This window comes from Micromonospora sp. NPDC005291, assembly GCF_040607415.1.
In the GTDB taxonomy this organism is placed as follows: Bacteria; Actinomycetota; Actinomycetes; order Mycobacteriales; family Micromonosporaceae; genus Micromonospora.
Map to the genome: position 1 here is coordinate 96,618 of NZ_JBEXGR010000013.1, position 24,128 is coordinate 120,745.

A 24,128-nucleotide genomic window follows, 5' to 3' on the forward strand; every position below is an offset into this window, starting at 1 on the left:
CTGCGTCGCGGGTCAGAACCGAGAATCACGTCCCCGTCGTTCCGGCAGACCGGCCGCCTGCACGGTGCGGGTGACGAGCACGATCGTCGTTCTGCCACATCTGCTGGATCTCTTCGAGGGTCTTGCCCTTCGTCTCCGGCAGGTACCGCCAGATGAACAGGAAGCCGAGCACGCAGGTGCCGGCGAAGAGCGCGAACACCCCCGATCTCCCCAGGGCGTCGAGCATGCTCAGGAAGAACTGCGTGATGAGGTACTCGGTGCCCCAGTGGGTGGCGGACGCGATCGCGACGCACCGACCCCGGATGCGGCCCGGAAAGATCTCGTTGATGACGGTCCACGCGGCCGGTCCGATCGACATCGCGTAGAACGCCACGAACATGACCACACCGACCAGCAGGAAGATGCCCGCGTCGGTGGGATGGTGCCCGGTCGCTCCGGCGGTCTGCGCCGCCGGGGCCATCTTCGCGAAGCTGATGCTGACCACCACGAGCGAGACCGCCATGCCCAACAGCCCGACCAGCAGCAGCGGCCGGCGACCGAGCCGGTCCAGGAAGGCGACCGCGACCAGCGTGAACAGTGAGTCGACCCCGCCGATCGCCCACGTGGTCGCGGCCAGTTGCGCCTGCGGGGTGTGGAACCCGGCTGCCGAGAAGATCGAGTCGGCATAGTAGATGATGCCGTTGATCCCGGTCAGTTGTTGGAACAGGGCCAGGCCGACACCGAGCACCAACGGACGGCGCCACTGCGACGAGAGCACCTCCCGCCAGCCCGCCTTGCCGGCCGAAAGGCTCTCCTCGATGGCATGCAGCCGCTGGGGCACCTTCTGTTCCGGGACGGTCGCCTTCAGCGACGCCTCCGCCCGGCGTTTGTCCCCCCGCCCGAAGTACCAGACGGCCGAGTCGGGGATCACGGTGGTGACCAGTGCGAGGGCCACCCCCAGCAGCGCCGCCGCCGCCAGCAGGTAACGCCAGGAGTTGCCCGCCTCGAACAGCTCGTCGGCCAGGTAGCCGATGAAGATCGCAAACGTGGTGGAGAACTGGTAGATCGCCAGGAGGCTGCCGCGGATCCGTTCCGGCGCGGCCTCCGCCGCGTACATCGGGCCGGCGACCGAGGCCACCCCGATGCCCAGCCCCAGGATCAACCGCGCACCGAACATGACCCCTATCACCGGCGCGGCAGCCTGCAGGATGGTGCCCACCGCGAACGTGGCGGCGGCGACCCACAGCGCCCCCCGGCGACCGATCCGATCCGCGAGGTGACCACCGAGCAGCGCACCCACCAGCGCCCCCGGGGTCACCCAGCTCGCCGCCACCTCGACGGCGAAGGTGTCCGCGTGGAAGGTCTGGCGGATGTCGCGCAGCGCACCGCTGATGACGCCCTGGTCGTAGCCGAAGAACGCGCCGGAGAGGACGACGATGGAGACAACCGCGATGAGGTTGCGTCTCGGTGGCCTGCCCCGCCCGCGCTTCCCACCGCCGCTGGCAGTCACGGTTGCCCCCCTCTGACGCGAGCCACCGGCAGATCCCGTCCGGGAGACAGCCCGATATCAAGAGGATATGTGCGCTATATCCGGCTAGTGCGGAATGACCAGAAGGACAGGCAGGTCCGGGTGACGGTCACCCACGACGGACCGACCCCCGTCCCCTCTTACGGGGGCCGGGGGCCGAAGGTACGGGCGGATCAGGTGGCGCTGATGGCACCGGTCATCAACAGCGCGAGGACCAGGGTGCCCAGCGCGACCCGGTACAGCACGAAGACGTACAGGGTGTGGTGGGCGACGTACCGCAGCAGCCAGGCGATGGCCGCGTAGCCGATGCCGAACGCGATGATCGTCGCCACGACCATCTGGGCCACGGAGGGCGTTGAGGTGCCCGCGGCGGACGGTTCGAAGACGTCCCCGAGACTGAACACGCCGGACATGACCACCGCCGGGATGGCCAGCAGGAACGAGTACCGTGCCGCCGCCTCCCGGGTCAGGTTGAGCAGCAGGCCGGCGGTGAGCGTGCCACCGGAGCGGGACACCCCGGGGATCAGCGCCATGGCCTGGGCGAAGCCCATCACCACGCCGTCCTTCATCCGGAAGTTCTGCAGGGTGCGGGTCTGCCGCCCCCAGTACTCGGCGAACGCCAGCACGAACGCGAACACGATCAACGTGGTCGCCACGACCCACAGGTTGCGCCCGGCGGTCTTGATCTGGTCCTTGAACAGGAAACCGAACAGCCCGATCGGGATCGAGCCGACGATCACGTACCAACCCATCCGGTAGTCGAGGCTGGAACGCACCGACTTGTCCCTGATGCCGACCAACCAGGTCCGGGTGATCCGCCAGATGTCCTTGGCGAAGTAGATCAGCACGGCGGCTTCGGTGCCGAGCTGGGTGACCGCGGTGAACGACGCGCCGGCGTCGCGGTCGAAGAAGATCGCCGAGGTGATCCGCAGATGCCCCGACGAGCTGACCGGAAGGAACTCGGTCAGTCCCTGGACGATGCCCAGGACGATGGCCTCGACCCAGGTCACTCGCCGACTCCCGAGAGGTCGAGTGCCTCGGCGACGGTACGCAGGGTCTGCACACCGCTGTCCCGGTCTGCCACGAACAGGGTCACCGACAGGGTGGTGACACCGGCGGCGGCGTACTCCCGCATCCGCTCGGCGACGCGCTCCTTCGGGCCGAGCAGCGAGGTGCGGTCGATGAACTCCATCGGCACCGCCGCCGCCGCGTCGCGCTGCCGCTTGGCCAGGTACAGGTCCTGCACCTCGCGGGCGGCGTCGCCGTAGCCCATCCGGGTGGCGAGCTGGTTGTAGAAGTTCTGCTGGCGGCTGCCCATCCCGCCCACGTACAGAGCGGCGTACCAGCGCACCAGCTCGGCGCAGGAGGCCACGTCGTCGCCGATCACCACGGGCACCGACGGCACCACGTCGAACCCGGCCAGCTCCTTGCCGACCTTGGCCCGCCCGGCGCTCACCGAGGCGAGCTGCTCGTCGGCGAACTCCGGGGAGTAGAACACCGCCAACCAGCCGTCGGCGATCTCGCCGGCCAGCTCCAGGTTCTTCGGGCCGACCGCGGCCAGGTAGATCGGTATGTGCTCGCGCGGTGGGTGGAAGCCCAGCCGCAGGGCCTTACCGGGACCGTCCGGCAGCGGCAGCGTGTAGTGCTCGCCGTCGTACGCCACCTCCTTACGGGCGATGGCCAGCTTGACGATGTCGACGAACTCACGGGTCCGGGCGAGGGGCTTGGCGAAGCGCACACCGTGCCAGCCCTCGGAGACCTGCGGGCCGGAAACGCCCAGGCCGAGCCGGAACCGGCCGCCGGAGAGCGCGTCGATGGTGGCGGCGGTCATCGCGGTGGCGGCCGGCGTACGGGCGGGGATCTGCATCACCGCGGCGCCGACGTCGATCCGTTCGGTCTGGCCGGCCATCCAGGCGAGCATGCTGGGCGAGTCGGAGCCGTAGGCCTCCGCCGCCCACACCACCGAGTAACCCAGCCGGTCCGCCTCCTGGGCCAGCGCCAAGTGGTCGGCCGGTGTGCTCCACGCTGTCTGATATCCAAGACTGAGCCCGAGTCGCACTGGTCCTCCCCCATCCGTGGCACAGGTCGCACCAGGTTACGCAATGCCGATAACGGACTCGATCACCGGCTCTCCACCAATGATCCCCGTCCGTCGCGGTGCCCGCCGTCGGCGGAACCGGCAGAACCGGCAGAGATGACGGGAGCGAGGATATCCGTATCGGCAGGTTCGAAATAAGGTTCACCCATGCAGCAGCGACCGCTCGGCCGAAGCGGGCTGGCGGTTTCCCGGCTCGCGCTCGGCACCATGACCTGGGGTCGGGACACCGACGCCGACGACGCGGCCGCCCAGCTGAAGAGCTTCCTGGACGCGGGCGGCAACCTGATCGACACCGCCGACGTGTACGGCGACGGTGACGCCGAGTCGGTGATCGGCTCGCTGCTGGGCACCCTCGTGCCCCGCGACGACCTGCTGATCGCCACCAAGGCGGGGTTGCGCCCAGGCAGCGGCCGACGCCGTGACGGCTCCCGGGGGCACCTGCTGCGGACGCTGGACGCGTCGTTGCGCCGGCTCGGCACGGACCACGTCGACCTGTTCCAGGTGCACGGGTACGACCCGGACACCCCGCTCGAGGAGACCCTCGCGGCACTGGACCACGCGGTGTCCAGCGGCAAGGTCCGCTATGTCGGGGTGTCGAACTTCTCCGGCTGGCAGACCGCACGGGCCGCCGCCTGGCAGACCGCCTGGCCCGGGCGGGCACCGGTGGTCGCCGCCCAGGTGGAATATTCGCTGCTGGAGCGGGGCGTGGAGCGGGAGGTGCTGCCCGCCTGTGACGCGCTCGGTCTCGGCGTGCTGCCCTGGTCACCGCTGGGCCGGGGAGTGCTCACCGGCAAGTACCGGCACGGCCGTCCGGCGGATTCCCGGGCCGCCTCGCCGCACTTCGAACGGTTCGTCGCGACGTACCTGGAGCCGCGTTGCTCCAGCATCGTCGAGGCGGTGGCGACCGCGGCCGGTGGGCTGGGTGTGTCGCCGCTGGAGGTGGCGTTGGCCTGGATCCGGGACCGGCCCGGGGTGACCGCGCCGATCCTCGGCGCCCGGACGGTGGGGCAGCTGCTCGGCGCGCTGCAAGTGGAACGGATCACACTGCCCGAGGAGATCACCACCGCGCTGGACGACGTCTCGGCGGTGCCCGTGGGCTACCCCGAGCGCGACGGCTGACCCGCCGGCCGGGTCAGGGCGCGGGGCGCTGGCCCGGGAGTTCGTGGATCGCGGCCAGGAAGCGTGACTGGTCGTCCCGGAGTGCGGGCTGGTCGATGCGGATCCACGAGCCGTCGTCGAAGACGATGGTGGACGAGAACTGCACCAGCCCGGCCACACCCCGCTCGGAGTCGACCCGGGCCACCCGGCTGCGCGGCACACTCCACAGCACCCGTGGTTGGCGCCGGTCGGGCCGGTCGGCGTCGGGGCGGGGCCCCATCCGCAGCAGGTGCAGGTGGGTGTCGGTCACCGCCAGGGGTGTGCCCGTGTAGCGCTCCAGGAAGAGCAGCAGGCTGCCGGCGAGGGTGGCGAGGTCGCCGCTGAAGACGTACCGGCGCCGGTAGGCGATCTCGGCGAGCTGGTCGGCCAGCGGCCGATACAGGCTGAGGCGGAACAGCGCCCGGAACGCCTCCTGCTCCTCGGTGAGCGGGATCGGCTCCCGCCGCACCGGCTGGTGCGGCGGACCCGGCTCCGGCGCGACGGCCTCCGGGAGACCCACGGCGACGGCACCGGCCTTGCCGGGCAGCAGCAGCACGCCAGCCGCCAGCCGGACCGGCGTCAGCACCGCGTCGACCCAGACCACCGGATTGACGATGTTGAGCAGCCCGAACAACACCTTCGGGTCGAGCGCGTCGGCCATCTCGCCCGCCACCTCGTCGGCGAGCTGCCGGCCGGCCCTGTGCGTCTCCGGGGCACGGACCGGTGCGAGCCCCACGTAGCGGAGCTCCTGCCCGGGCAGCACCGGCGCGACGAGGGCACGTTCGGGCTCGTCGCTGGTACGGAACTCGTCGCGCAGCTCACGGGCCTTGTCGCGGGCCGCCCGAGCGCCGCCGAGCACCGCGTCGGTGAACCGACCGAGCCGGCTTCGCTCCCCTGACATCACGCGTTCCCTCCCTAGCGGCCCGCCGGCTGGCCTGCCGGCGGCTGCCCGAAGACATTCTGGTCGATCCAGTCGGCGCCGCCCTGTACCGCCTGGTCGACCTGGTCCTTGACCTGGTCACTACCGGGAACGGAGAGGCCGCTGGTGAACGCGACGGCCCCCCAGGTGACGCCGTGCACGACCGAATTCGGCACGTTCCACGGCAGGTTGGTCGCCCAGTCCCGGGCAATCACCCGGGCGCCGTCGGCGACGCCATGTGTCCGCAGCGCGGCGGCCCGTTCGAGAGCGCCCATGTCGAACGGCGAACCGGACTTGCCCAGCTTGTAGGTGCCCTTCGTCGGGTCGACGAGCTTGTGGAACCACTTGTCGGCCTTGCCGGCGGCCTGCCGCTTGTCGGCGTACTTCTGGCCGGTGCGCAGCCCCTTCTGCAAGTCGACCAGCTTGTCGAGGTGCGTACGCAGCTTGCGCAGATACAGCATGACCCGCTGAAGCAGGCGGATGACCTTCTGCAGGTGCACGGCGAGAGGCCGGATGACCTTCAGCATCCGGGTGACCACGATCAGGCCCCTGGTCACGGCCACGCCCACGCCGGCCGCCCACGAGGCTCCCATGGTCACCGGCGCCATCAGAAGCGCCGTCACCAGCGTCACCAGGAGCCAGTTGACGAACTCGACGCAGAGGTCGACGAGCACGTCGTGCACGGTCTGCAGGCCGTCGGCGACACCGCGCAGGTACTCCGCCGTGGCGGTGAACTGGTCGGCGACGCCGAGCAGTTGCTCTTCGACCTCGGCCAGCCGCTGGCCGTACGCCTCGCCGGCGGGCGAGCGCCACCCGGGCTGCGCGGCCTCTCGCACACTGCGGTGCCCCTGCGCCAGGTCACGCACCTGTGCGCCCAACGCGTCCCACTCGGCGGCTTTCGCGCGCAGGACTGCCGGCTCGCCGTCGACCATGTCGACAACCTGGATGAGCGGCCAGGCCAGGGTGCGGCAGACGGTGTCGACCGCCTCCTGCACCCCGGAGAGCGCGTTGTCGAGGCCGTTCCACAGCTGGACGGCGCTACCGGCCGGCCCGCTCATCCGGGCAGCCCCGACTGGATGGCCTTGAACCCGGCGTCGAGGTCCTTCTCGGTGCCCTCGTACGCCTCGACCGTGTCACCCAGCGCGCCGGCGACCCGGCCGAACGCGGCGTTCGCGGCGCCGAACAGCTCCACGCCGCCGGTGACCTGCTCGGCGTACTTGGCGCGGAGCATGTCGCTGGCGAACGGCAGGTGGCCGAAGGCACCCGAGGGCACGTCGCCGGCCGAGACGATCTGGCCCTCCAGCGCGGCGAGCGAGCTGGCGACGTGCGTGGCGGCTGTCTCCAGTCGACGGACCGCCTGCACGTCGACATCGATATCCGGCGGCATGCCGTTCCTCCCCCATGTGTCGAGCGCACCGACGATACGATCTCCCGGCCACCGGCACCACCCGGTCGCACGGTCCACGGGGGAGGGATCTCATGACTGACCCGACGTCCGCGTTCGACGCGCTCGCCGGGCGGGTCGCCGACATCGAAAGCCGGTTCGCGGGGCTCCGCGACGATCTGGCCGAACTGTCCGGCACCGCGACCGACGAGAGCGGGCTGGTCTCGGCGACCGTCGACGCCACCGGTGCGCTGACCGGCCTCACCGTCGCGCCCGCAGCCCTGCGCGCCGGCACGGAGGGGTTGGCCGAGCTGGTGCTCGATGCGTACCGGCGGGCCCGTAGGTCGGCCGCCGCGCACGTCGAGGAGCACACCGACGGGTTGGAGACCGCGCTCGGCACGGGCCTCACCGACCTGTTCGGCAAGCCCGGTGACTTCTCGGCGCTGGGCCGGTTGGAGGAGACCGTCGCCCGGCTCGGGCGGTTGGACGACCGCCTGCCGGGCACACCGGCGTGACGTCGCCGACCTGGCCGGAGATCGTCACGCGGCTGCGGGACACAGTCGCCCGCTGCGACCGTGACACCGACCTGGAGCTCTCCGCCGGTCCGCGCGGGCTCCGGCTGCTGGTGCGCCGCGAGGTGGTCCGGGTGGTCTGCCCGGGCCACGACGAGGCACGCCTGGCCGCGCTCGGCTGGCACCGTCCGACCGACGACACGGGCTGGTGGTACGAGGCACCGCGCACTCCGGACCAGTTGGAGCGGCTCAGCGTGTTCGTGGCCCGTACCGCCGCCGAGGTGCTGACCGACGAGCCGGGCGCGCTCTCCTGCCGGACGGTGCCACCGGCCACCCACCCCGGACCGGCGGCGCGGCGGGCCAGGCCGACCGTCGCCCGATCGGCACCTGCCGAGGTGGCGGCACCTGCCGCAGCGGCGCTGTCAGCCGCAGCGGCGGAGCCAGCGGTGGTGGCGCTGCTCGCCGCGGCCGCCGACCGGCGTGACCTGCCCGGCTACCTCTCGGTGCTGGCCGGCGCCACGGTGTGCGTCCCGCTGGCCGGGGAACCGGCGGCGGACGCCGACTTCCCGTGGACGGTGGTCGGCGATGCGACCGGCGCGCCGCTGCTGCCGGTCTTCACCTCCCCCCGGGCGCTCGCCGCGTTCGCCGGGGAGGGCGTGCCGTTCGTCGCGCTGCCCTGCGCCGAGCTGCTCGAGGAGTGGCCGGACCCGTCGTGGGGGCTGGCAGTCGACCCGGGCAGCGCGCGGGCGGTCGCCCTGGCCGCGCCGGCGCTGGCGGCCCTGCTGACGGCCAACGTCCCCACCGGCTGACGCCCCGCACCTGAGAACACGCGGGCACGCACAGGATGGCACGAACCGCCCACGGCAGCGTCGTTGGTCACCCCGGAGGGGGTGGCGAACAGCCGCTGGGCTGGGCAGCATGGATGGCATGGACTACGAATACGCGCCATTGCGGCTGCCGCCGAACGTCGACCGGTTGACCGCGGCGGCGCAGTTGGCGATCCAGGCGGAGTTCTCCGGATGGGAGTTGGCCCGGGTGCGGCTGTACCGGGACGGCACGCGGCAGGTGGTGCTGCGGCGTCGGCGGATCAACCAGCCGCAGCCGGGCCTGTCGTACTGAGCGCCGGGCGGTGACGCCCGAGGCCCGTGCGGGCCCCGGGCGTCACCCGGCCTGGTGCTGGTGTTGGTGCCCGGCCTAGTGCTGGTGCCCGGCGTGGTCGTGGTCGTCGTCGTCGAGCTCCAGGAACGGGTGCTCGTCGAGCCGGCCGACCAGCCGGTCGTCGGCCGCTGGCTGGAACGGGCCGACCGCGTCGTCGTCCTCGAACGACTCCAGGTCGACCGGGGTGCCCACCTCGCTGACCATGACCACCCCGTCGAGCGGTTCCAACTCGGGGACGTCCAGCGCGCCGAGCGAGCCGTCGCCGCTCTGCAGCAGCTCCAGCACCGCCTCGCCGACGCCCTCCACCGGTGCCGGCTCGTCGTCCTCCGGGGTGCCCTCGCGGCGGGCCGCCTCGGCCACACGCAGCAGCGCGGAGACGCTCGGCACCCGGTAGTCACGGCGCTGGCGCACCGAGATCACCCGGGGGTGCGGGTCGCTGGCCTCGACTCCCTCGGCACCGCCGAAGCGCTCGTCGGCCTCGTCCGGGTCGATCGAGTCGACGTCCCATGGCGTCACCTCGCCGAAGGCGTCGAGCAGCCGCTCGTCGTACGCGTAGGAGGCGTTGTTCAACGCCACGTACGCCTGCCAGACGTCGTCGTCGTCGACGCGGCCCTGAGCGGCACGTACGGCGGCCAGGTGGTGGCGGGCCGCTTCGATCACGCGCTCAAGAGCGGCGTCCAGCTCACCGTTCTGGTCGGTCATGTGGGGCAGTCCCTTCACGATGGGGAGGTTGCGCGCCGGCTGCAGCTGCCGGACACGGCTAGCAGGTGCGGAGGAACCGGTCGAGAACCCGCACGCCGAACTGTAGTCCGTCCACCGGAACGCGCTCGTCGATGCCGTGGAACAACGCCGAGAAGTTCAGGTCGGCGGGCAGTCGAAGCGGGGCGAACCCGAAGCAGCGGATGCCGAGCTGCGAGAACGCCTTGGCGTCGGTGCCCCCGGAGAGCATGTACGGAACCGGCCGCGCCCCCGGGTCCTCCGCTCGCAGGGCCGCCGACATGGCCTCGACCAGATCACCGTCGAAGGTGGTCTCCAAGGCCGGCTGCCGCTGGACGTACTCGATCGCGATGTCCGGGCCGACCAGCTCGCGCAGCTGACGCTCCAGCAACTCGGACTGGCCGGGCAGGCTGCGGCAGTCGATGGTGGCGGTGGCCCGACCGGGGATGACGTTGTCCTTGTAGCCGGCGCTCAGACGGGTCGGGTTGGCGGTGTTGCGGATGGTCGCACCGATGATGTTGGCGATCGGGCCGAGCTTGGCGATGGCCGTCTCCGGGTCCTCCGGGTCCAGCTCGACGCCGAGCAGGTCGGAGACCTCCTCCAGGAACGCCCGCACGGTGTCGGTGACCACCACCGGGAAGCGGTGCCGGCCGATCCGGGCCACCGCCTCGGCCAGGGCGGTGACCGCGTTGTCGTCGTGCATCATCGAGCCGTGCCCCGGGCGCCCCTTGGCGTGCAGCCGCAGCCAGTCGATGCCCTTCTCGGCGGTCTCGATGAGGTAGAGCCGCTGGCTGTCGTTGACCGAGTAGGAGAAGCCGCCGACCTCGCCGATCGCCTCGGTGCAGCCATCGAAGAGGCCCCGGTGGTTGTCCACCAGGAAGCGCGCGCCGTAGTCGCTGCCCGCCTCCTCGTCGGCGGTGTACGCGAGCACGATGTCGCGCGGGGGTCGTACCCCGGTGCGCTGCCAGTGCCGCACCACGGCGAGCACCATCGCGTCGAAGTCCTTCATGTCGATCGCGCCCCGGCCCCACAGGTAGCCGTCGCGCAGCTCGCCGGAGAACGGGTGCACCGACCACTCGTCGGCGTCGGCGGGCACCACGTCCAGGTGGCCGTGCACCAGCAGCGCACCCCGGCTCGGGTCGGTGCCCGGGATGCGGGCCACCACGTTCGCCCGGCCCGGCGCGGACTCGTGCAGGACGGACTCGACGCCCACCTCGGCGAGCTTCTCCGCCACGTACTCGGCCGCGCGGCGCTCGCCGACACTGGTGTCGTTGTCGCCCGTGTTGGTGGTGTCGATACGCAGCAGGTCGCGGCAGAGGTCCACGACCTCTGCGGTGGGGTCGGGTCGGGCGGAGGCGGCATCGCTCGTCATCGCCTCTTCATACCAGCCCGAGACGGCCGACAGGCCGGCGCACCGGCGCAGACAGTCCGGCGTACCGGTGCCGACAGTCCGGCGCACCTGTCGCAGGCGCACCAACGCATCGACGGGTCGGTTTCGCCGGGGCCTCGTTCGGGTACCGCCGCCCACGACCGCACATCCCCTGCCGGAGCTTCCGCCCGCCAGTTGAGGAGGGCACCATGTCCGCCGTTCCCCTGCCGCCGCTGCCGCCCACGCCCGCACCCGAGGAGGGCTACCGGCCCGGTGGCCGCAGCATCGCCGACATCGTGGACCGCGAGCACCGGCAACTGCTGGCGCTGCTGGACCAGCTGACCGGCCCGGACACCACGCCGCAGGAAGGGCTGGCGGTGCTCACCGCCTCGCTGTCGCGGCACCTGTCCGCCGAGGAGCAGTACCTGCTGCCGGCGGTGCGCGCCGCGCTGCCGACCGCCACCGAGCGGGTGGACGCCGAGATCAACGCCGACGCCGGCCTGCTGTCCACTCTCAAGGGGATGACCGAGGAGGCGCTGATCGATGTCACCGAGCGCGTCCGCCGGCACGTCGACGGGGTGGGTGCACTCGTCACCGAGCTGCGCACGGTCGCGACCGAGGAGGAGCTGATCCGGCTCGGCAACCGGCTGGAGATCGCCGAGGAGGCGGCGCCGACCCGACCGCACCCGGGCACGCCGGCCACGCCTCCGTGGAACCGGATCGTGGAGCCGGCGGTCGGGGTGGTGGACAAGGTGCTCGACGCGGTGACCCGGCGGCCGACGTACCTGGCGGACCTGCCGGAGCCGCCCCGCGGCTGACGGGCGGCGACCCCCGCCTAATGCATTCATTGTCACCGATCCGGTCGGGCTATTCCGCCAGCTGACTAGTAGTCCTACCGTCACGGTATGAACCTGGAGCTGCGTCACCTGCGGGTGGTCTGCGCGATCGCGGAGACGGGGAGTGTGACGAAGGCGGCGTCGGCGCTCGGCCTGGCCCAGCCGGCGCTCACCGCCCAGCTCCAGCGCATCGAGCGGACACTGGGCGGCCCGCTGTTCGACCGGGATCGGCGCGGTGCCCGGCCCACGGCGCTCGGTGAGCTGGTGCTGGCCCGTGCCCGGGTGCTGCTGCCGGCGATGAAGGGGCTGCAGGACGAGGCGGCCCGTCTGGCCGGGGCCGGCGACGCGCCGCCCTGCTACCGGTTCGGCGGGGTGAACAGCCCGATCCTCGGCAGGTTGGTGCACCGGTTGGCCGCCGAGCAGCCCCCCGCCCAGATCACCACGTACGCCTCCTGGTCGGTGGACGAGTTGGCGCAGTTGGTGACCGGCGGCCGACTGGACTTCGCGCTCACCGGTGTGTGCGGTGACGCGAGCCCGTCGGTCGGGTTCGGTCTGAGCTGGCAGGAGGTGGCCATCGACCCGGTGCTGGTGCTGCTGCCGGAGACGCACCCCCTCGCGGCGCACGACGAGGTGCGCCTGGCGGACCTGCGTCACGAGCAGTGGGTGGCCGCGCCGGGCGACGGCTGCTTCAGCGACTGCTTCGCCGCCGCCTGCGCCCGCGCCGGCTTCACCCCTCGCAAGGTGTACGAGACCGACATCCGCGGCTGCCTCGACCTGGTGGACGCCGGCGTGGGAGTGGCGCTGTGCCAGGCGACGTTCCGCCCGGTGGCCGGGTTGGTCACCCGTCGGCTCGCCGGGATACCGCTGCGCTGGCGGCTGTTGCTCGGCTGGCACCCGGACGCCCCCGCCGCCCGGGAGGCCGAACTGGTGTTGGAGACGGCCAAGGCGGCGTACGTCGACTCGTTGGCCCCGCATCCCGCGTACCTGGCCTGGCTGCTGCGCAATCCGGGGTTCGGCGTCCGGCAGCCAGCGGGGTCCAGCCGGGCTGAGTGAGAGGTATTCCCGGCCGGTGGCGGTGCGAACCGCCGTTGTCCGGGTATCTGGCGGACATGACCGACCTCTACCCGCCCGCCGACGACCGCGAACTGCTCCGCCAGGCGGCTGCCGCGCACACCGCCGCCACTCGTCAGGTGGAGGCGTTCCTGCGCCGACTGCCGGAGGTTCCCGACCCGGCCGACGTCACCGAGTACGCCAACCTGCTCAGCCGGGAGGACCAGACCCGTGGCGACCGGGACGCCGCCGCCGACGCGGCGGGTCTGACCATCGGCAGCCTGGAGCCCGACCAGGGCCAGTAGCGTGACGCGACGGTGCCGTCCCTGCCCGGGACGGCACCGTCGAGCGTGGCACCTCAGAGTTCGACGAGCGGGTCGTGACCCAGGTCGAGCAGCGAGTGCCGCCAGTTGTCGTCTGCGCTGCCGCGCGACGGCTTGGCGTCCATCAGCTCGCGGATCCGCTCGACCGCCTCCCGCATCACCTCGATGTCCTCCGGGGTGAGGTCGACCTTGCGCTTGTTCAGCACCTTGAGGATCTCCCGGCCCGGCTGGGGCAGGTCGAGGTTCGGGCTCGGGCTGAACGCCTCCTCCCCGGAACCCCGGGTCAGCAGCCAGGTGCGCAGCTGCTCCGACGGGACGTTGACCTCGGCGTGGAAGTCCTCCCAGAGCACTTCCACCTCGGGGTCGAGCCGCGCTTCGCGTACCATCAGGTCTCCTCTCGCAGGCGGCGGCCCGGACGTCTCCGGGTCGTCCTGGTCGGTCTTCGGATGCAGGCCCTCCGCGGGCACCCGCGTCCTGCGGGGGTTCGCGGTGGGCGACGCCAGGATCGGGTCGGGATGGTGGTCCTCGTCCCGGGTCTCCGCGGGCTCGTGCGGCTCTTCGGGTTCGCCTCGTCGCGCCGGCCCACTCATCGCGGGTGCGTGGTCGTGGCGGCGGTGTACCCCCGCTCGCCCGCGGTCACGTCGAAGGTGAGCGCGCCGTCGCGGACGTCCACGATGACCTTCTGCCCGGGTGAGATCGCCGACTCCAGCAGCATCCGGGACAGGTGGTTGTCCACCTCCCGCTGGATCACGCGGCGCAGCGGGCGTGCGCCGAACTCCGGCTGGTAGCCGTGCTCGGCGAGCCAGTCGATGCCGGCGGTGGTGAACTCCACCTGGAGGTCCTGGGCGTGCATGCGCCGGCGGGTCTCCTCCAGCAGCAGCGCGGTGATGTCGCGCAACTGCTCGGCCTCCAGCCGTCGGAAGATGATGACCTCGTCGATGCGGTTGAGGAACTCCGGGCGGAAGTTCTCCTGCAGGCGGCGCATCAGCCGCTCACGCAGCTCCTCGCTCTCCTGCTCGCTGCCCACGTCACCGGTGCCGAAGCCGACCGAGCGCTGGGCACCGGTGATCAGCTCGGAGCCGAGGTTGCTCGTCATGATCAGGACGGTGTTCTTGAAGTTCACCGTCCGGCCCTGGCTGTCGGTGAGCCGCCCGTCGTCGAGCACCTGGAGCAGGATGTTGAACACGTCCGGGTGGGCCTTCTCGATCTCGTCGAGCAGCACCACCGCGTACGGGCGGCGACGCACCGCCTCGGTGAGCTGGCCGGCCTCCTCGTAGCCAACGTACCCGGGTGGGGCGCCGACCAGCCGGCTGACCGTGTGCCGTTCCTGGAACTCGCTCATGTCGACCCGGACCATCCGGTCCGCCTCGCCGAACAACGCCTCGGCCAGGGCGCGGGCCAGCTCGGTCTTGCCGACGCCGGTCGGGCCGAGGAACAGGAAGCTGCCCATCGGCCGCTCCGGGTCTGCCAGCCCGGCTCGGGAGCGACGGACGGCCTCGGCGACCGCGGTGACGGCGTCGTCCTGGCCGACCACCTTCTGGTGCAGGTGACCCTCCAGGCGCAACAGCCGGTCCCGTTCCTCCTCGGTGAGCTGGCTGACCGGGATGCCGGTGGCCCGGGAGACCACCTCGGCGATCTCCTGTGGACCCACCTCGGGCACCTGCGAGGCGGATCCGTCGTCGCCGTTCGCCCGACGCATCGCCTCCTCCAGCTCGGAGATCCGGTCGCGCAGCGCGGAGGCCCGCTCGTACTGCTCGTCGGTGACGGCCTGTTCCTTGTCGCGGCGCACCTCGTCGAGCTGCTGCTCCAGCTCCCGCACGTCGGAGGCGGGAGTGCGGGTACGCAGTCGCACCCGCGCGCCGGACTGGTCCATGAGGTCGATGGCCTTGTCCGGCAGGAACCGGTCGGTGACGTACCGGTCGGACAGCTCGGCGGCGGCGACCAGTGCCTCGTCGGTGAAGCGCACCTGATGGTGTGCCTCGTACCGGTCGCGCAGGCCGCGCAGGATGGCGATCGTGTCGTCGACGCTCGGCTCGGGCACCAGCACCGGCTGGAAGCGCCGCGCCAGCGCGGCGTCCTTCTCGATGGTCTTGCGGTACTCGTCCAGCGTCGTCGCGCCGATCACCCGCAACTCGCCCCGGGCCAGCGCGGGTTTGAGCATGTTGGACGCGTCCATTCCGCCCTCGCTGCCGGCGCCACCCGCCCCGACCAGCGTGTGAATCTCGTCCATGAAGATGATCAGCTCGTCCCGGTGCGCCCGGATCTCGTCGATCACCTTCTTCAGCCGCTCCTCGAAGTCGCCCCGGTACCGGGTGCCGGCGACCAGGCCGGCCAGGTCGAGTTGGACGACCCGCTTGCCGAGCAGGGTCTGCGGGACGTCGCCGTCGCAGATCCGTTCGGCCAACCCCTCGACGATGGCGGTCTTGCCGACGCCGGCCTCACCGATCAGCACCGGGTTGTTCTTGGTACGCCGGGACAGGATCTCCACGGCCTGTTCGATCTCGTCGGCCCGTCCGATAACCGGGTCGATCTGATCGTTGCGGGCGAGGTCGGTGAGGTCCTGCCCGTACTGGTCGAGGGTGGGGGTGCCGCGGTCGGGCTTCGGGCCGGTCATCGGCCCACGCTCGGCGTTGGCCGCCTGCAACGACTCGGGTTGGATCCGACCGGCGGCCAGCATCCGCCCGGCCGGCGACTCCGGGTTGAGCGGCAACGCCATCAGGATGTGTTCCGGGCCGATGTAGTTGGCGCCCATCGCCCTCGACAACTGATGGGCGTCGAGCAGCGCGCGCTTGGCGGCCGGGGTCAACGACAGGTTGGGCGGCACCTCTCCGCGCGGCGCGCCGTCGCCCTTCCCGCCGAGCGCGTTGAGCAGGGTGTCCGGGTCGGCGCCGGCCCGGCGTACCAGGTCACGCAGGGGTTCGCGTTGCAGCGCCGCCCAGAGCAGGTGGTCGGTGTCCAGGTCGCTGCTGTGGCGTTGCGCGGCCCTCCGGGCCGCGTCGGCCAGCATCTCCCGGGCGTCAGCCGTCATCAGTCGGGTGATGTCGACCCGGTGCGGCGGTCGGCGCCCTCCCTCGCCCCGGCCGAAGTACCTGGCCAGGAATTCGTCCCACGGGTCCGAGCCGGTGTCACCGGGTCCCATCATGTCTGTCCTCCGCAGTTGGCGCGGCACGGTCGGCAGGGGCTACCCGGCGCGCGCCCTGACAAACGCCGCAGGTGGCGGAGCACCGGCATCCTGGGAGTGGCGTCGGGCCGGGGCCGGCCGTTGGTGGCAGGCTGATGGGATGGATGAGACCCCGCTGCTGATCGTGGATGGCGCCAACGTGGTGGGCTCCCGCCCGAACGGGTGGTGGCGTGACCGTGCCGGGGCCGCGGCCCGGTTGCGCGACTCCCTCGCCCCGGTGGCGACCGTCGGGCTGCCGGCTCGACTGACCGCACCGGTGGAGGTGGTGCTGGTGGTCGAGGGGGCCGCGCGGGACGTGCCGGGCACCGAGGGCGTCCGGGTGGTCTCCGCCGCCGGCTCCGGCGACGACTCGGTGGTCGAGCTGGTGGAGGGGGCGCCGCTGCGTCGCCGGCTGGTGGTCACGGCCGACCGGGAGTTGCGGGGCCGTGTGACGGCGCTGGGTGCTGAGGTGTACGGCCCACGCTGGCTACGCGAAGACCCGACCAGCAACTGAGAAATTCTCGCACTGGGACTCCCACAGAACGGACTCCCGGCACTTCCGGGCACCTACCGGTCAGGCGGGCAGGAACACCGACAGGGCGGATGTTCTTTCGTGGCCACCGATAGGCTCTAATGGAGATCTCCCCGCCCCCAGGAGGTTCCACCGTGGCGAGCGTCGCCGAGCTGAAGGCTGCCATCGATGTCGCCCTCCAACAGATCTCCGACGGGCAGACAGCCGTGCAGGCGGCCGGCGAGAAGCTGGCCGAGGCGCAGCAGACCCTGGCCGGCGCGCTGGAGGGCAGCGGCCACGAGACAGTGGAGGCGGCCCAGGCGTCGCTGACCCAGGCCAGCCAGGAGCTGGAGGAGTGTCTCGCCGCGACACTGGTCGCGGTGGAGCAGGCGCAGCTCTACGTCGCCACCCTGTAGGCCGCCGTGTCCATCATCGAGGACGTCGGTGGGCAGGTCCGTGCCGCCAGCGAGGAGTTCCCCGTGGCCCTGCTCGGGCAGGCGCTGGAGAAGTTCGGCCTGGCCGCGGAGCGACTGCGCTGGGTCCGGCAGGAGTCGGCCAACCCGATGGGGGTGCCCGAGTTGTCCGCCGCCACCGAGCACGCCGAGAGCGCCGGCTACGCGCTGCGCGTGGCGCAGGAGCAGCTGTCGGCGTACCTGGCCGCGATCGGGCTCGGCGCGGACGGCGCCCCAGCGGCCCGCCCGCAACCGCGCGAACCTCGGCACGACACACCACCGGCGGCCGGGCCGACCGTCGTGGCGCCGGAGCCCGCCGAGCAGGTGCGGCTGCGCCGCTGGTGGTCGGTGCGGGTGGCCGAGCTGACCGGCGGGCGCGACGGCGGCGCCGACGAACCCGACGAGCGGCTGGACGACTCCCAGGAGCTGCTGCGCCGGGTCGTACGCGGGGTGCGCGCCGGCGATCGGGACCGGCTGCGTACCGAGCTGCGCCGGGCCTCTGCCGACGTGGGGCTGGGCATGGCGGCGCTGGCGCCACCGCTGCTGCGCGAGCTGGCCGCTGAGCTGCTGGGGCACCCGCCGCGCGCCACCGACCTCGGGCGGCTGCGCGGGGAGTTGGACGGGCGCGTCCGCGACCTGCTGCCCGGGCTGCCGCCGCCGGTGTTGGAGACGCTGCTGACCCGGGTGTGCCGGATGCCGCCGCCGCGCGCCTCCGGGGAGCCGCCGCACGCCGCCGACTCGGCGGTGACAGCCGGCGTGGCGACCGGGCTGCTGCTCGCCCGGCTCGGCCGGGACCTGCCCTCGGGCACCGCCCCACCACCGGCGAACGTCGGGCAACCGGCTGCTGGGCGGCCGACCGGCGGGAGTCCACGTGCCGACGGTCCGGTTCAGCGGCCAGGGGGCGCCGCTGGGCAGCGTTCCGGTGGGCTGCCGCGTTCGGGCAACCCGTGGCGGGACGCGCCCACCCGTCGGGGCTCCGATGGCTGACCGGCGCGGTCAGCTGGCCACCCGTGTCCGGGACACTCTCGCCGAGGCGTTGGGCGCCACCCGTACCCGGCTGTCCGCCGCCCAGGCCGAGCTGACCGCCGGGCGGGAACGGCTGGCCCGGGTCCGGCGGGCCGCTGCCGCCGTACCGGAACGGGTGGTCGCCCAGCGGGACCGCCGCCTCGCCGAGATCGACGCCCGGCACTCCGCCGGGATCGGGGAGCTGGCCCGGCGCGCCACCGACGCCGCCCGTCAGGAGGCGCCCGGCTGCGCGGGGGCGGGTTGGCCGGGGTGGGTGCCGACGCCCGCCCGGCGGGCGGAGCCACCCGGTGCGCTGCGGGTCGGCACGGTCCGGATCGACGGCGTCGACCCGGTGCCCGCGCTGGTGCCGCTGCTCGACGCCGGGCACGTGCACCTCTCCGGGGACGACCGCGCCGGCTGCGACGCGGTGGTGTCCGCGTTGCTGCTGCGGGCCGTCGGCCGCGCCGACCCGGGGGCGGTACGGCTGATCGGGTACGACCCGGAGCAACTCGGCGGCGGCCTGGCCGGGTTCGCCCCGCTGGGCACGGCGGGGCTGCTCACCTTCGTCGGCCCCGGTGGGCTGGGTCCTCTGCTGGACGACCTGGTGGAGCAGATCCGCCGGATCAACGAGACGGTGCTCGCCGGTGAGTACGCGTCCCTGCGCGAACTGGCCGCGGCGACCGGCCGACGACCCGAACCGTGGCGGGTGGCGGTGCTGCTCGGTGGTGACGAGCTGAACCGGCACGAACGCGGGCAGCTGGACCGGGTGGTGCGGGCCGGCGCGGCCTGCGGGGTGCACCTGGTGGTCCACGGTGTGCCGTTGCCGGAGGACCCGACGGTGACCCGGGTGGTGGCCGGGGCGTCCGGCGCGCGCATCGGAGGGTCGTCCGGTCTGCCGGTCCGGCTGGACCCGCCGCCACCGGCGACGCTGGTCACCGAGACCTGCCGGGAGACCGCCGCCCGGGTGAACGCGGGCCCACCGCCGACCCCGTTCGCCGACCTGCTGCCCCCGCCCGAGCTGATGTGGCGGGAGGATTCCGCCGACGGGCTGACCGCGCCGATCGGTGAGGGGCCGCAGGGCCGACCGGTGCGGCTGACGTTGGGCGACTATCCACCGCACGCGCTGATCGGTGGGCCGTCCGGCACCGGCAAGACCAACCTGATCTTCGCCTGGATCGGCGCGCTGGCGGCCCGCTACTCCCCCGCCGAGCTGGAGTTCTACCTGCTGGACTTCAAGGAGGGGGTGTCCTTCGCGCGGTTCGCGCAGGGCCGACGCGACCCGAGCTGGCTGCCGCACATGCGCCTGGTCGGCATCAACGTCAACACCGACCGGGAGTTCGGGCTGGCGCTGCTGCGCTTCCTCGCCGAGGAGCTGCGCCGGCGTGCCGACGCGGCCAAGAAGCACGAGGTGACCAAGCTGGCCGAGCTGCGGGCGGTCGACCCGACGGGGCACTGGCCACGGATCGTCGCGGTGGTCGACGAGTTCCAGATGCTGCTGGCCGGTCGGGACGTGGTCGCCCGCGAGGCGGCCGACCTGCTGGAGGACCTGGCCCGGCGGGGCCGGTCGCAGGGCATCCACCTGGTGCTCGCCTCGCAGGACGTGCGGGGCATCGAGGCGCTGTGGGGCCGTCCCGCGCTGGTCGCCCAGTTCGCCCTGCGCATCGCGTTGCCCAAGGCGCTGCGGATCCTCGCCGAGCGCAACGACGCGGCGCAGTCGCTGCCCCGCTGGCACGCGGTGATCAACGCCGAGTCCGGCATGGTGGAGGGCAACGAGGTGGCCCGGATCCCCGCGGCCAGCGACTGGGAGACGTGGAGCGGGTTGCAGCACCAGCTGTGGCGGATGCGCCCGGCCGACGCGGCGCCGGCCCGGCTCTTCGACGGCGACGCGATTCCCCGGCTGCCCGACGCCCCGGACTTCCGGGCGCTCGCCGTGCCATCGGACGGGGCCGCGCCGCGCAGCCCGGTGGCACTGCTCGGCGAGATCATCGACGTGCAGTCCCGTTCGGCGGCGCTGCGGCTGCCGCGCGCCCCGGGGCGCAACCTCGCGGTGCTGGGCACCCGGGTGGACGAGGCGTGCGCGGTGCTGGACGCGGCGGCCCGGTCGCTGGCCCGCCAGCACCCGCCGGGCACCGCCCGGTTCTCCATCGCCTGCCTCGACGCGGACGCCGACCCGATCGCCCGCGCCCTCTACGACGACCTGGCCGACGACGCCGCCTGGTACGACGAGGAGACCGTCGGCGAGCTGATGGCCGAGACGGCCGACGGGCTGACCGGCCCGGGCAGCCCGCACTACCTGCTGTTGTTCGCCGTCGACGCGGCAGCCGGAGCGCTGGCCGCCCGCGCGGGCCGGCGTACCGGTCTGGAGCAGCTACGCCGGATCCTGCACGACGGACCGGAACGACGGACGCACGTGCTGGCCTGGTGGCGGGGGGTAGCCCGGATGCGCGCCGACCTCGGTGGGGCGGGCGCCCGCACCGACCAGATCGGCGCCTGGGTGGCGCTGGACGCCCACGGCGGCGAGCTGGGTGCCTCGCTCTACCCGGGCACCGGCGGCCCGGACTGGTATCCCCGCCCCTGGCGGGGGCTCTTCTTCGACCGGGCGGTCCACCGCACCGGACAGGTGATCATCCCCTACGGACCGTCGCGATGAACGAACCGGTGACCAGCGAGACGTACGTGGCGCAGCTCCGGCGGCTCGCCGACCTGACCGCACGGGTAAGCGAACAGCGCGGCGAGGCGCACACCTGGTACGAACGGCAGTGCGCGGCGGCCGAGCGGGCTGTCGCCGAGGCCACCGATCAGGTCCGGCGTGCCGAGGAGGAGCTCGTCGCCGCGCGCGAGCAGCAGGAACGGGTGGACGCCGAGGTGGCCCACCTGTGGCAGCAGGTCCGCACGCGGCTGGGCGCCCGCCGGCTCGGCGGCCCGCCCGCCCCCGCGAACGGCAACGGGGCCACCGACCCCGTGCTGCTGCTCGGACGGGCCCGTGACCTGCTCGACCGGGCCGGGCAGCCGGGTGAGCTGCCCGGCTCGGTCAACCCGCTGCTGGCGCTCTGCGGGGTGGCCGGCGCCGTGCTGGCGTACGCGCTGGGCGCTGGCGCGCGTGCGCTCGGCGTCGGGTACGGCGGCGACCTGGCGGTCGGAATGCCGGTGCTCGCGCTGGTGGTGACCCTGCTCGGGCCACTGATCGGCCTGGTGCCGGCGCGGGTGCTGGCCGACCGCCGGCACGCGATGCTCGGGCCCCGGCCGATCACGGTGGTGCTCGGCGCCGGCCTGCTCGCCACCGTGCTGCTGTTGGTGCTCGGCCGCTGACCGCCGGCACGTCCGTTCCGGCCGCGTCGTCCATGGTGAAGTGTCGAAAAGCCGACCGCCGCAGCGGCCAGCGGGGCTCGGAACTCCGATACGGTACGCGAAATGGTCAGCTTCTTCATCAGCGATCACCGTGACGACGAGAGCTTCGTCGCGGTACTGATAGGCGACGCGCTGACCGCCCGATTCGGCCGCGAGAGCGTCTTTCCCGGTCGCTCTCTGGCAGTCGGGGTCGACGACGCCGATCGTCGGCGCCGCCTGGTGGACTCCTCGGCGATGATCGTCGTGATCGGACGAACATGGCGTGGCAGCGAGGACGGCGTGGCGGGCGGTCTTTCGGACACCGCCCGTCGGGAGGTCGAGACCGCCCTCGCGCTGACCATCCCCGTCATCGCCGTGCTGGTGGGCGACGCGCGGCAGCCTACCGACAGAGATCTGCCTCCATCTCTTTGGCCGCTCAGCCGTCTGGAAGCCTGGCGGATCCGCGTGCGGAGTGCCTATTCGGACAACCGGCGGCTCATCGACATGCTCGCAACGAGGTTCGACACGGACCCCAAGCCCACCGGACCGACGATGCCCGTGCTCCTCAACGAGGAGCCGGTGCGGCTGGTCATGCCGCCCCCGGCGCACCACCGGGCGGCCATCGTCTACTCGACCCGCAAGGGTGATCTGGAGGTCGCCGACAGCGGCACACCGACGCGCTGGTCACTTCGGGCACTCGCCAGGTATTCGACCCGCTACGAGGTCGACATCGGCGTTCACCGTGTCAATCTCGAGGTCCTCCTGCCCGCCAAGGACCACCGGCACAGGTTCACGGCACGGATCGCCGTCGACGTCCGGGTGACCGACCCGGCGGCGGTCGTACGGCGTGCGGTCACGGACGCCGTACCCGCCGTCCGTGCCTCCCTGATCGATGCCTGGGGGTCGATCACCCGACGGTTCACGGTTCACGAGTTGGCCCACGCCAAGACTGCCATCGGCCAGTGGCTGGACCGGGACATGCTCGCTCCTGGCGGTATCACGCTCCGGGCCGTACGGGCCCGGCTGACCCTCGGAGATCGGGAGCTGGGCTACCTGCGGGATCGGGACGAGGGCAGATTGAGCATGTTCAGCCGAGCAACGCCCCGCTATCGCCGCAAGGGTTTCTGGAACAGTGCGTTCCCTGCGCACCGGGAAGCGGCTCGGGGTAGGCCGAACTCGACGCGTCCCGGTGCCGGGCAGCGGCCGGAGCGGCTGCTGGTGGCGCGGGCGCCCAGCCAGGTCCCGGCGGGTCGGGACCTCAGCCTCGACGTCCGACTCGTCACCGAAGGACGGTCGGTGCACCCGAACGCCGTGACCGCGAGGCTGGCGAACCTCTCCGTCGCCGACGAGGGCACACCGGTGACCGTGACCGTCCACGCACCCTCCGGCCTGCACGCCGAGGGCCCGCTCCAGCAGACCATGCTGGTCAAGCCGGGCGAGGATCCGGCGCCGGTCCGGTTCGGTTTCGGGGCGCGTACCCCGGGCCTGCACCGGATCGACGTCGCGGCCTGGGCCGGCGGCACCTTTCTCGGCGAGGTGTCGGTCGAGGTCTCCGTCTCCGACGGTGGGCCGTTCCGCAGCGGGCGGGCACAGGCGGGGTTGCTGGAGGCCCCGCAGGCACGGCCGGGCGAGGTCACCATGGAGGTGCGGTTCGACGGCAGCCGGTACACCTTCCAGTTGCGCTCCGAGGCGGCGCTGTTCGCCCCCGTTGTCGAGTCGGTCGCGAATACGCCGAACGCCGCGGTGGAGAATGCGATCAGGGAGCTGCAGCAGTTGGCCGGGGGCTCCCGCTACAGCGCGACGATGACCCGGGAGGTCATTCGGTCGGCGGGCATCCAGCTGTGGTCGGAGATGGTGCCCGCCGACGTACGGGACCAGTTCTGGCAGGTGGGCGCCACGATGAGCGCCTTCACGATCGCCACCGACCACGACGTGGTCCCGTGGGAGTTGCTCTATCCGCTCAGTGCCCAGCAGGACGCCGGTTTCCTCGTCGAACAGGTCCCGGTGGTACGCCGCACCTACGGTCAGCACCGGTCCGCGACGATCGGCCTGCGCAACCCGCGCTTCGTGGTGCCGCCGAAGGCTCCCACCGGGGCGCACGAGGAGATCGCCACCATCCGCGCGATCCTCGGCGCGGCCGACAGCGCGCCGATCACCAGCGCGGACGATCTGCTCGCCCTGATCAACTCGGGGGCGCTGGGCGCGACCCACTTCGCCTGCCACAACACGTTCTCGTCGGACGGCTCGTACATCGACATGGACGGCGGTCGGTTCAAGCCGTCCCTGCTCGCCGAGGCCCGCATCCGGAAGCTGCTGGAGGCGACCGGTCCCCTGGTGTTCATCAACGCGTGCCGGAGCGCGGGTGTGGCACCGACGTACACCAGGATGCTCGGCTGGGCCCAGCAGTTCATGGCGTCCGGTGCCGGTGCGTTCGTCGGCACGCTCTGGGCGGTGCGTTCGGAAAGCTCGGCTCGTTTCGCGACCTCGTTCTACCGGTCCCTCGCCGAGGGCGCCACGCTCGGCGCGGCGGCCCTCGCCGCACGGACCGACCAGCAGGACGACCCGCTCGACCCGACCTGGCTGGCATACGCCGTCTACGGCGACCCGTTCGCCACCGCTGCCCTCTGACTGGTCGGCCACCCCACTCGCGCAGAAGGTCAGGT

Annotated in this window: 23 protein-coding genes; 13 read left to right on the forward strand and 10 right to left on the reverse strand. The window is 72.5% G+C overall.

The features are described from left to right. Positions 1 to 25 precede the first annotated feature (25 nt). The 3 genes from ABZT18_RS18875 to ABZT18_RS18885 all read right to left on the reverse strand — a co-directional run bounded on the left by ABZT18_RS18875 (position 26) and on the right by ABZT18_RS18885 (position 3,566). On the reverse strand, positions 26 to 1,489 hold the full coding sequence (locus ABZT18_RS18875; protein WP_354996014.1) for a sugar porter family MFS transporter: 1,464 nt from the start codon (positions 1,487 to 1,489) through the stop codon (positions 26 to 28). Positions 1,490 to 1,680: 191 nt separating this feature from the next. Then, complete coding sequence (locus ABZT18_RS18880; protein ID WP_354996015.1) at positions 1,681 to 2,517, reverse strand: undecaprenyl-diphosphate phosphatase; 837 nt, start codon at positions 2,515 to 2,517, stop codon at positions 1,681 to 1,683. After that, positions 2,514 to 3,566, reverse strand: coding sequence for an LLM class F420-dependent oxidoreductase (locus ABZT18_RS18885; protein WP_354996016.1), 1,053 nt, complete (start codon positions 3,564 to 3,566; stop codon positions 2,514 to 2,516). Before ABZT18_RS18885 ends, ABZT18_RS18880 begins: the two co-directional genes overlap by 4 nt. A 186-nt stretch (positions 3,567 to 3,752) precedes the next feature. Between ABZT18_RS18885 and ABZT18_RS18890 the strand changes: the two genes are divergently transcribed. Further along, positions 3,753 to 4,724: an aldo/keto reductase gene (locus tag ABZT18_RS18890; RefSeq protein ID WP_354996017.1), complete on the forward strand. Its 972-nt coding sequence runs from the start codon at positions 3,753 to 3,755 to the stop codon at positions 4,722 to 4,724. Positions 4,725 to 4,737: 13 nt separating this feature from the next. Here ABZT18_RS18890 and ABZT18_RS18895 read toward each other — a convergent pair whose 3' ends face one another. From ABZT18_RS18895 to ABZT18_RS18905, 3 genes are read right to left on the reverse strand one after another with little or no spacing between them, the layout of a single operon-like run. Continuing rightward, positions 4,738 to 5,643: a hypothetical protein gene (locus ABZT18_RS18895; protein WP_354996018.1), complete on the reverse strand. Its 906-nt coding sequence runs from the start codon at positions 5,641 to 5,643 to the stop codon at positions 4,738 to 4,740. Positions 5,644 to 5,657: 14 nt separating this feature from the next. Further along, the gene (locus ABZT18_RS18900; protein ID WP_354996019.1) at positions 5,658 to 6,719 is read right to left on the reverse strand and encodes a hypothetical protein; all 1,062 of its coding nucleotides are present in this window, start codon (positions 6,717 to 6,719) and stop codon (positions 5,658 to 5,660) included. Continuing rightward, on the reverse strand, positions 6,716 to 7,048 hold the full coding sequence (locus ABZT18_RS18905) for a hypothetical protein (RefSeq protein ID WP_354996020.1): 333 nt from the start codon (positions 7,046 to 7,048) through the stop codon (positions 6,716 to 6,718). The genes ABZT18_RS18900 and ABZT18_RS18905 overlap by 4 nt, the downstream gene beginning before the upstream one ends. A 92-nt stretch (positions 7,049 to 7,140) precedes the next feature. Between ABZT18_RS18905 and ABZT18_RS18910 the strand changes: the two genes are divergently transcribed. The 3 genes from ABZT18_RS18910 to ABZT18_RS18920 all read left to right on the forward strand — a co-directional run bounded on the left by ABZT18_RS18910 (position 7,141) and on the right by ABZT18_RS18920 (position 8,676). Beyond that, positions 7,141 to 7,560 carry a YbaB/EbfC family nucleoid-associated protein gene (locus tag ABZT18_RS18910; RefSeq protein ID WP_354996021.1) on the forward strand — a complete coding sequence of 140 codons (420 nt, stop codon included), beginning with the start codon at positions 7,141 to 7,143 and terminating at the stop codon, positions 7,558 to 7,560. Continuing rightward, positions 7,557 to 8,366, forward strand: a complete 810-nt coding sequence (locus ABZT18_RS18915) for an SseB family protein (RefSeq protein WP_355252011.1) — start codon at positions 7,557 to 7,559, stop codon at positions 8,364 to 8,366. Before ABZT18_RS18910 ends, ABZT18_RS18915 begins: the two co-directional genes overlap by 4 nt. A 118-nt stretch (positions 8,367 to 8,484) precedes the next feature. Then, positions 8,485 to 8,676, forward strand: a complete 192-nt coding sequence (locus ABZT18_RS18920) for a DUF5703 family protein (RefSeq protein WP_030332768.1) — start codon at positions 8,485 to 8,487, stop codon at positions 8,674 to 8,676. Between the two features lie 75 nt (positions 8,677 to 8,751). Here the strand turns inward: ABZT18_RS18920 and ABZT18_RS18925 are convergent, their stop codons facing one another. Then, positions 8,752 to 9,417 carry a hypothetical protein gene (locus ABZT18_RS18925; RefSeq protein ID WP_354996093.1) on the reverse strand — a complete coding sequence of 222 codons (666 nt, stop codon included), beginning with the start codon at positions 9,415 to 9,417 and terminating at the stop codon, positions 8,752 to 8,754. Positions 9,418 to 9,475: 58 nt separating this feature from the next. After that, complete coding sequence (locus ABZT18_RS18930) at positions 9,476 to 10,804, reverse strand: M20/M25/M40 family metallo-hydrolase (protein ID WP_354996023.1); 1,329 nt, start codon at positions 10,802 to 10,804, stop codon at positions 9,476 to 9,478. 206 nt (positions 10,805 to 11,010) lie between these two features. Here ABZT18_RS18930 and ABZT18_RS18935 point away from each other — a divergent pair, with 206 nt between their 5' ends. From ABZT18_RS18935 to ABZT18_RS18945, 3 genes are all read left to right on the forward strand, one after another. Then, a complete protein-coding gene (locus tag ABZT18_RS18935) occupies positions 11,011 to 11,619 on the forward strand; it encodes a hemerythrin domain-containing protein (RefSeq protein ID WP_354996024.1) in 609 nt (202 codons plus the stop codon). An 87-nt stretch (positions 11,620 to 11,706) separates the two neighbouring features. Beyond that, positions 11,707 to 12,690 carry a LysR family transcriptional regulator gene (locus ABZT18_RS18940; protein WP_354996025.1) on the forward strand — a complete coding sequence of 328 codons (984 nt, stop codon included), beginning with the start codon at positions 11,707 to 11,709 and terminating at the stop codon, positions 12,688 to 12,690. Between the two features lie 56 nt (positions 12,691 to 12,746). Further along, positions 12,747 to 12,992: a hypothetical protein gene (locus ABZT18_RS18945; RefSeq protein WP_354996026.1), complete on the forward strand. Its 246-nt coding sequence runs from the start codon at positions 12,747 to 12,749 to the stop codon at positions 12,990 to 12,992. Between the two features lie 53 nt (positions 12,993 to 13,045). On the opposite strand, the gene ABZT18_RS18950 is transcribed toward ABZT18_RS18945, so the two are convergent. Both ABZT18_RS18950 and ABZT18_RS18955 read right to left on the reverse strand, forming a co-directional pair. Beyond that, positions 13,046 to 13,396, reverse strand: coding sequence for a DUF3140 domain-containing protein (locus ABZT18_RS18950; protein ID WP_354996027.1), 351 nt, complete (start codon positions 13,394 to 13,396; stop codon positions 13,046 to 13,048). Between the two features lie 200 nt (positions 13,397 to 13,596). Continuing rightward, positions 13,597 to 16,152, reverse strand: a complete 2,556-nt coding sequence (locus ABZT18_RS18955) for an ATP-dependent Clp protease ATP-binding subunit (protein ID WP_354996028.1) — start codon at positions 16,150 to 16,152, stop codon at positions 13,597 to 13,599. Between the two features lie 139 nt (positions 16,153 to 16,291). Between ABZT18_RS18955 and ABZT18_RS18960 the strand changes: the two genes are divergently transcribed. From ABZT18_RS18960 to ABZT18_RS18985, 6 genes are all read left to right on the forward strand, one after another. Further along, positions 16,292 to 16,684 (forward strand): hypothetical protein, encoded by a 393-nt coding sequence (locus tag ABZT18_RS18960; protein ID WP_354996029.1) that lies wholly within the window; start codon positions 16,292 to 16,294, stop codon positions 16,682 to 16,684. 152 nt (positions 16,685 to 16,836) lie between these two features. Continuing rightward, positions 16,837 to 17,097 carry a hypothetical protein gene (locus ABZT18_RS18965; RefSeq protein ID WP_354996030.1) on the forward strand — a complete coding sequence of 87 codons (261 nt, stop codon included), beginning with the start codon at positions 16,837 to 16,839 and terminating at the stop codon, positions 17,095 to 17,097. Between the two features lie 6 nt (positions 17,098 to 17,103). Continuing rightward, positions 17,104 to 18,120 carry a hypothetical protein gene (locus tag ABZT18_RS18970; RefSeq protein WP_354996031.1) on the forward strand — a complete coding sequence of 339 codons (1,017 nt, stop codon included), beginning with the start codon at positions 17,104 to 17,106 and terminating at the stop codon, positions 18,118 to 18,120. Further along, on the forward strand, positions 18,113 to 20,788 hold the full coding sequence (locus ABZT18_RS18975; RefSeq protein ID WP_355252014.1) for an FtsK/SpoIIIE domain-containing protein: 2,676 nt from the start codon (positions 18,113 to 18,115) through the stop codon (positions 20,786 to 20,788). The genes ABZT18_RS18970 and ABZT18_RS18975 overlap by 8 nt, the downstream gene beginning before the upstream one ends. Continuing rightward, entirely contained in the window at positions 20,785 to 21,447 is a 663-nt protein-coding gene (locus ABZT18_RS18980; protein WP_354996033.1) for a hypothetical protein, read from the forward strand. Before ABZT18_RS18975 ends, ABZT18_RS18980 begins: the two co-directional genes overlap by 4 nt. A gap of 102 nt (positions 21,448 to 21,549) precedes the next feature. After that, positions 21,550 to 24,093 (forward strand): CHAT domain-containing protein, encoded by a 2,544-nt coding sequence (locus tag ABZT18_RS18985; RefSeq protein WP_355252017.1) that lies wholly within the window; start codon positions 21,550 to 21,552, stop codon positions 24,091 to 24,093. Positions 24,094 to 24,128 lie beyond the last annotated feature (35 nt).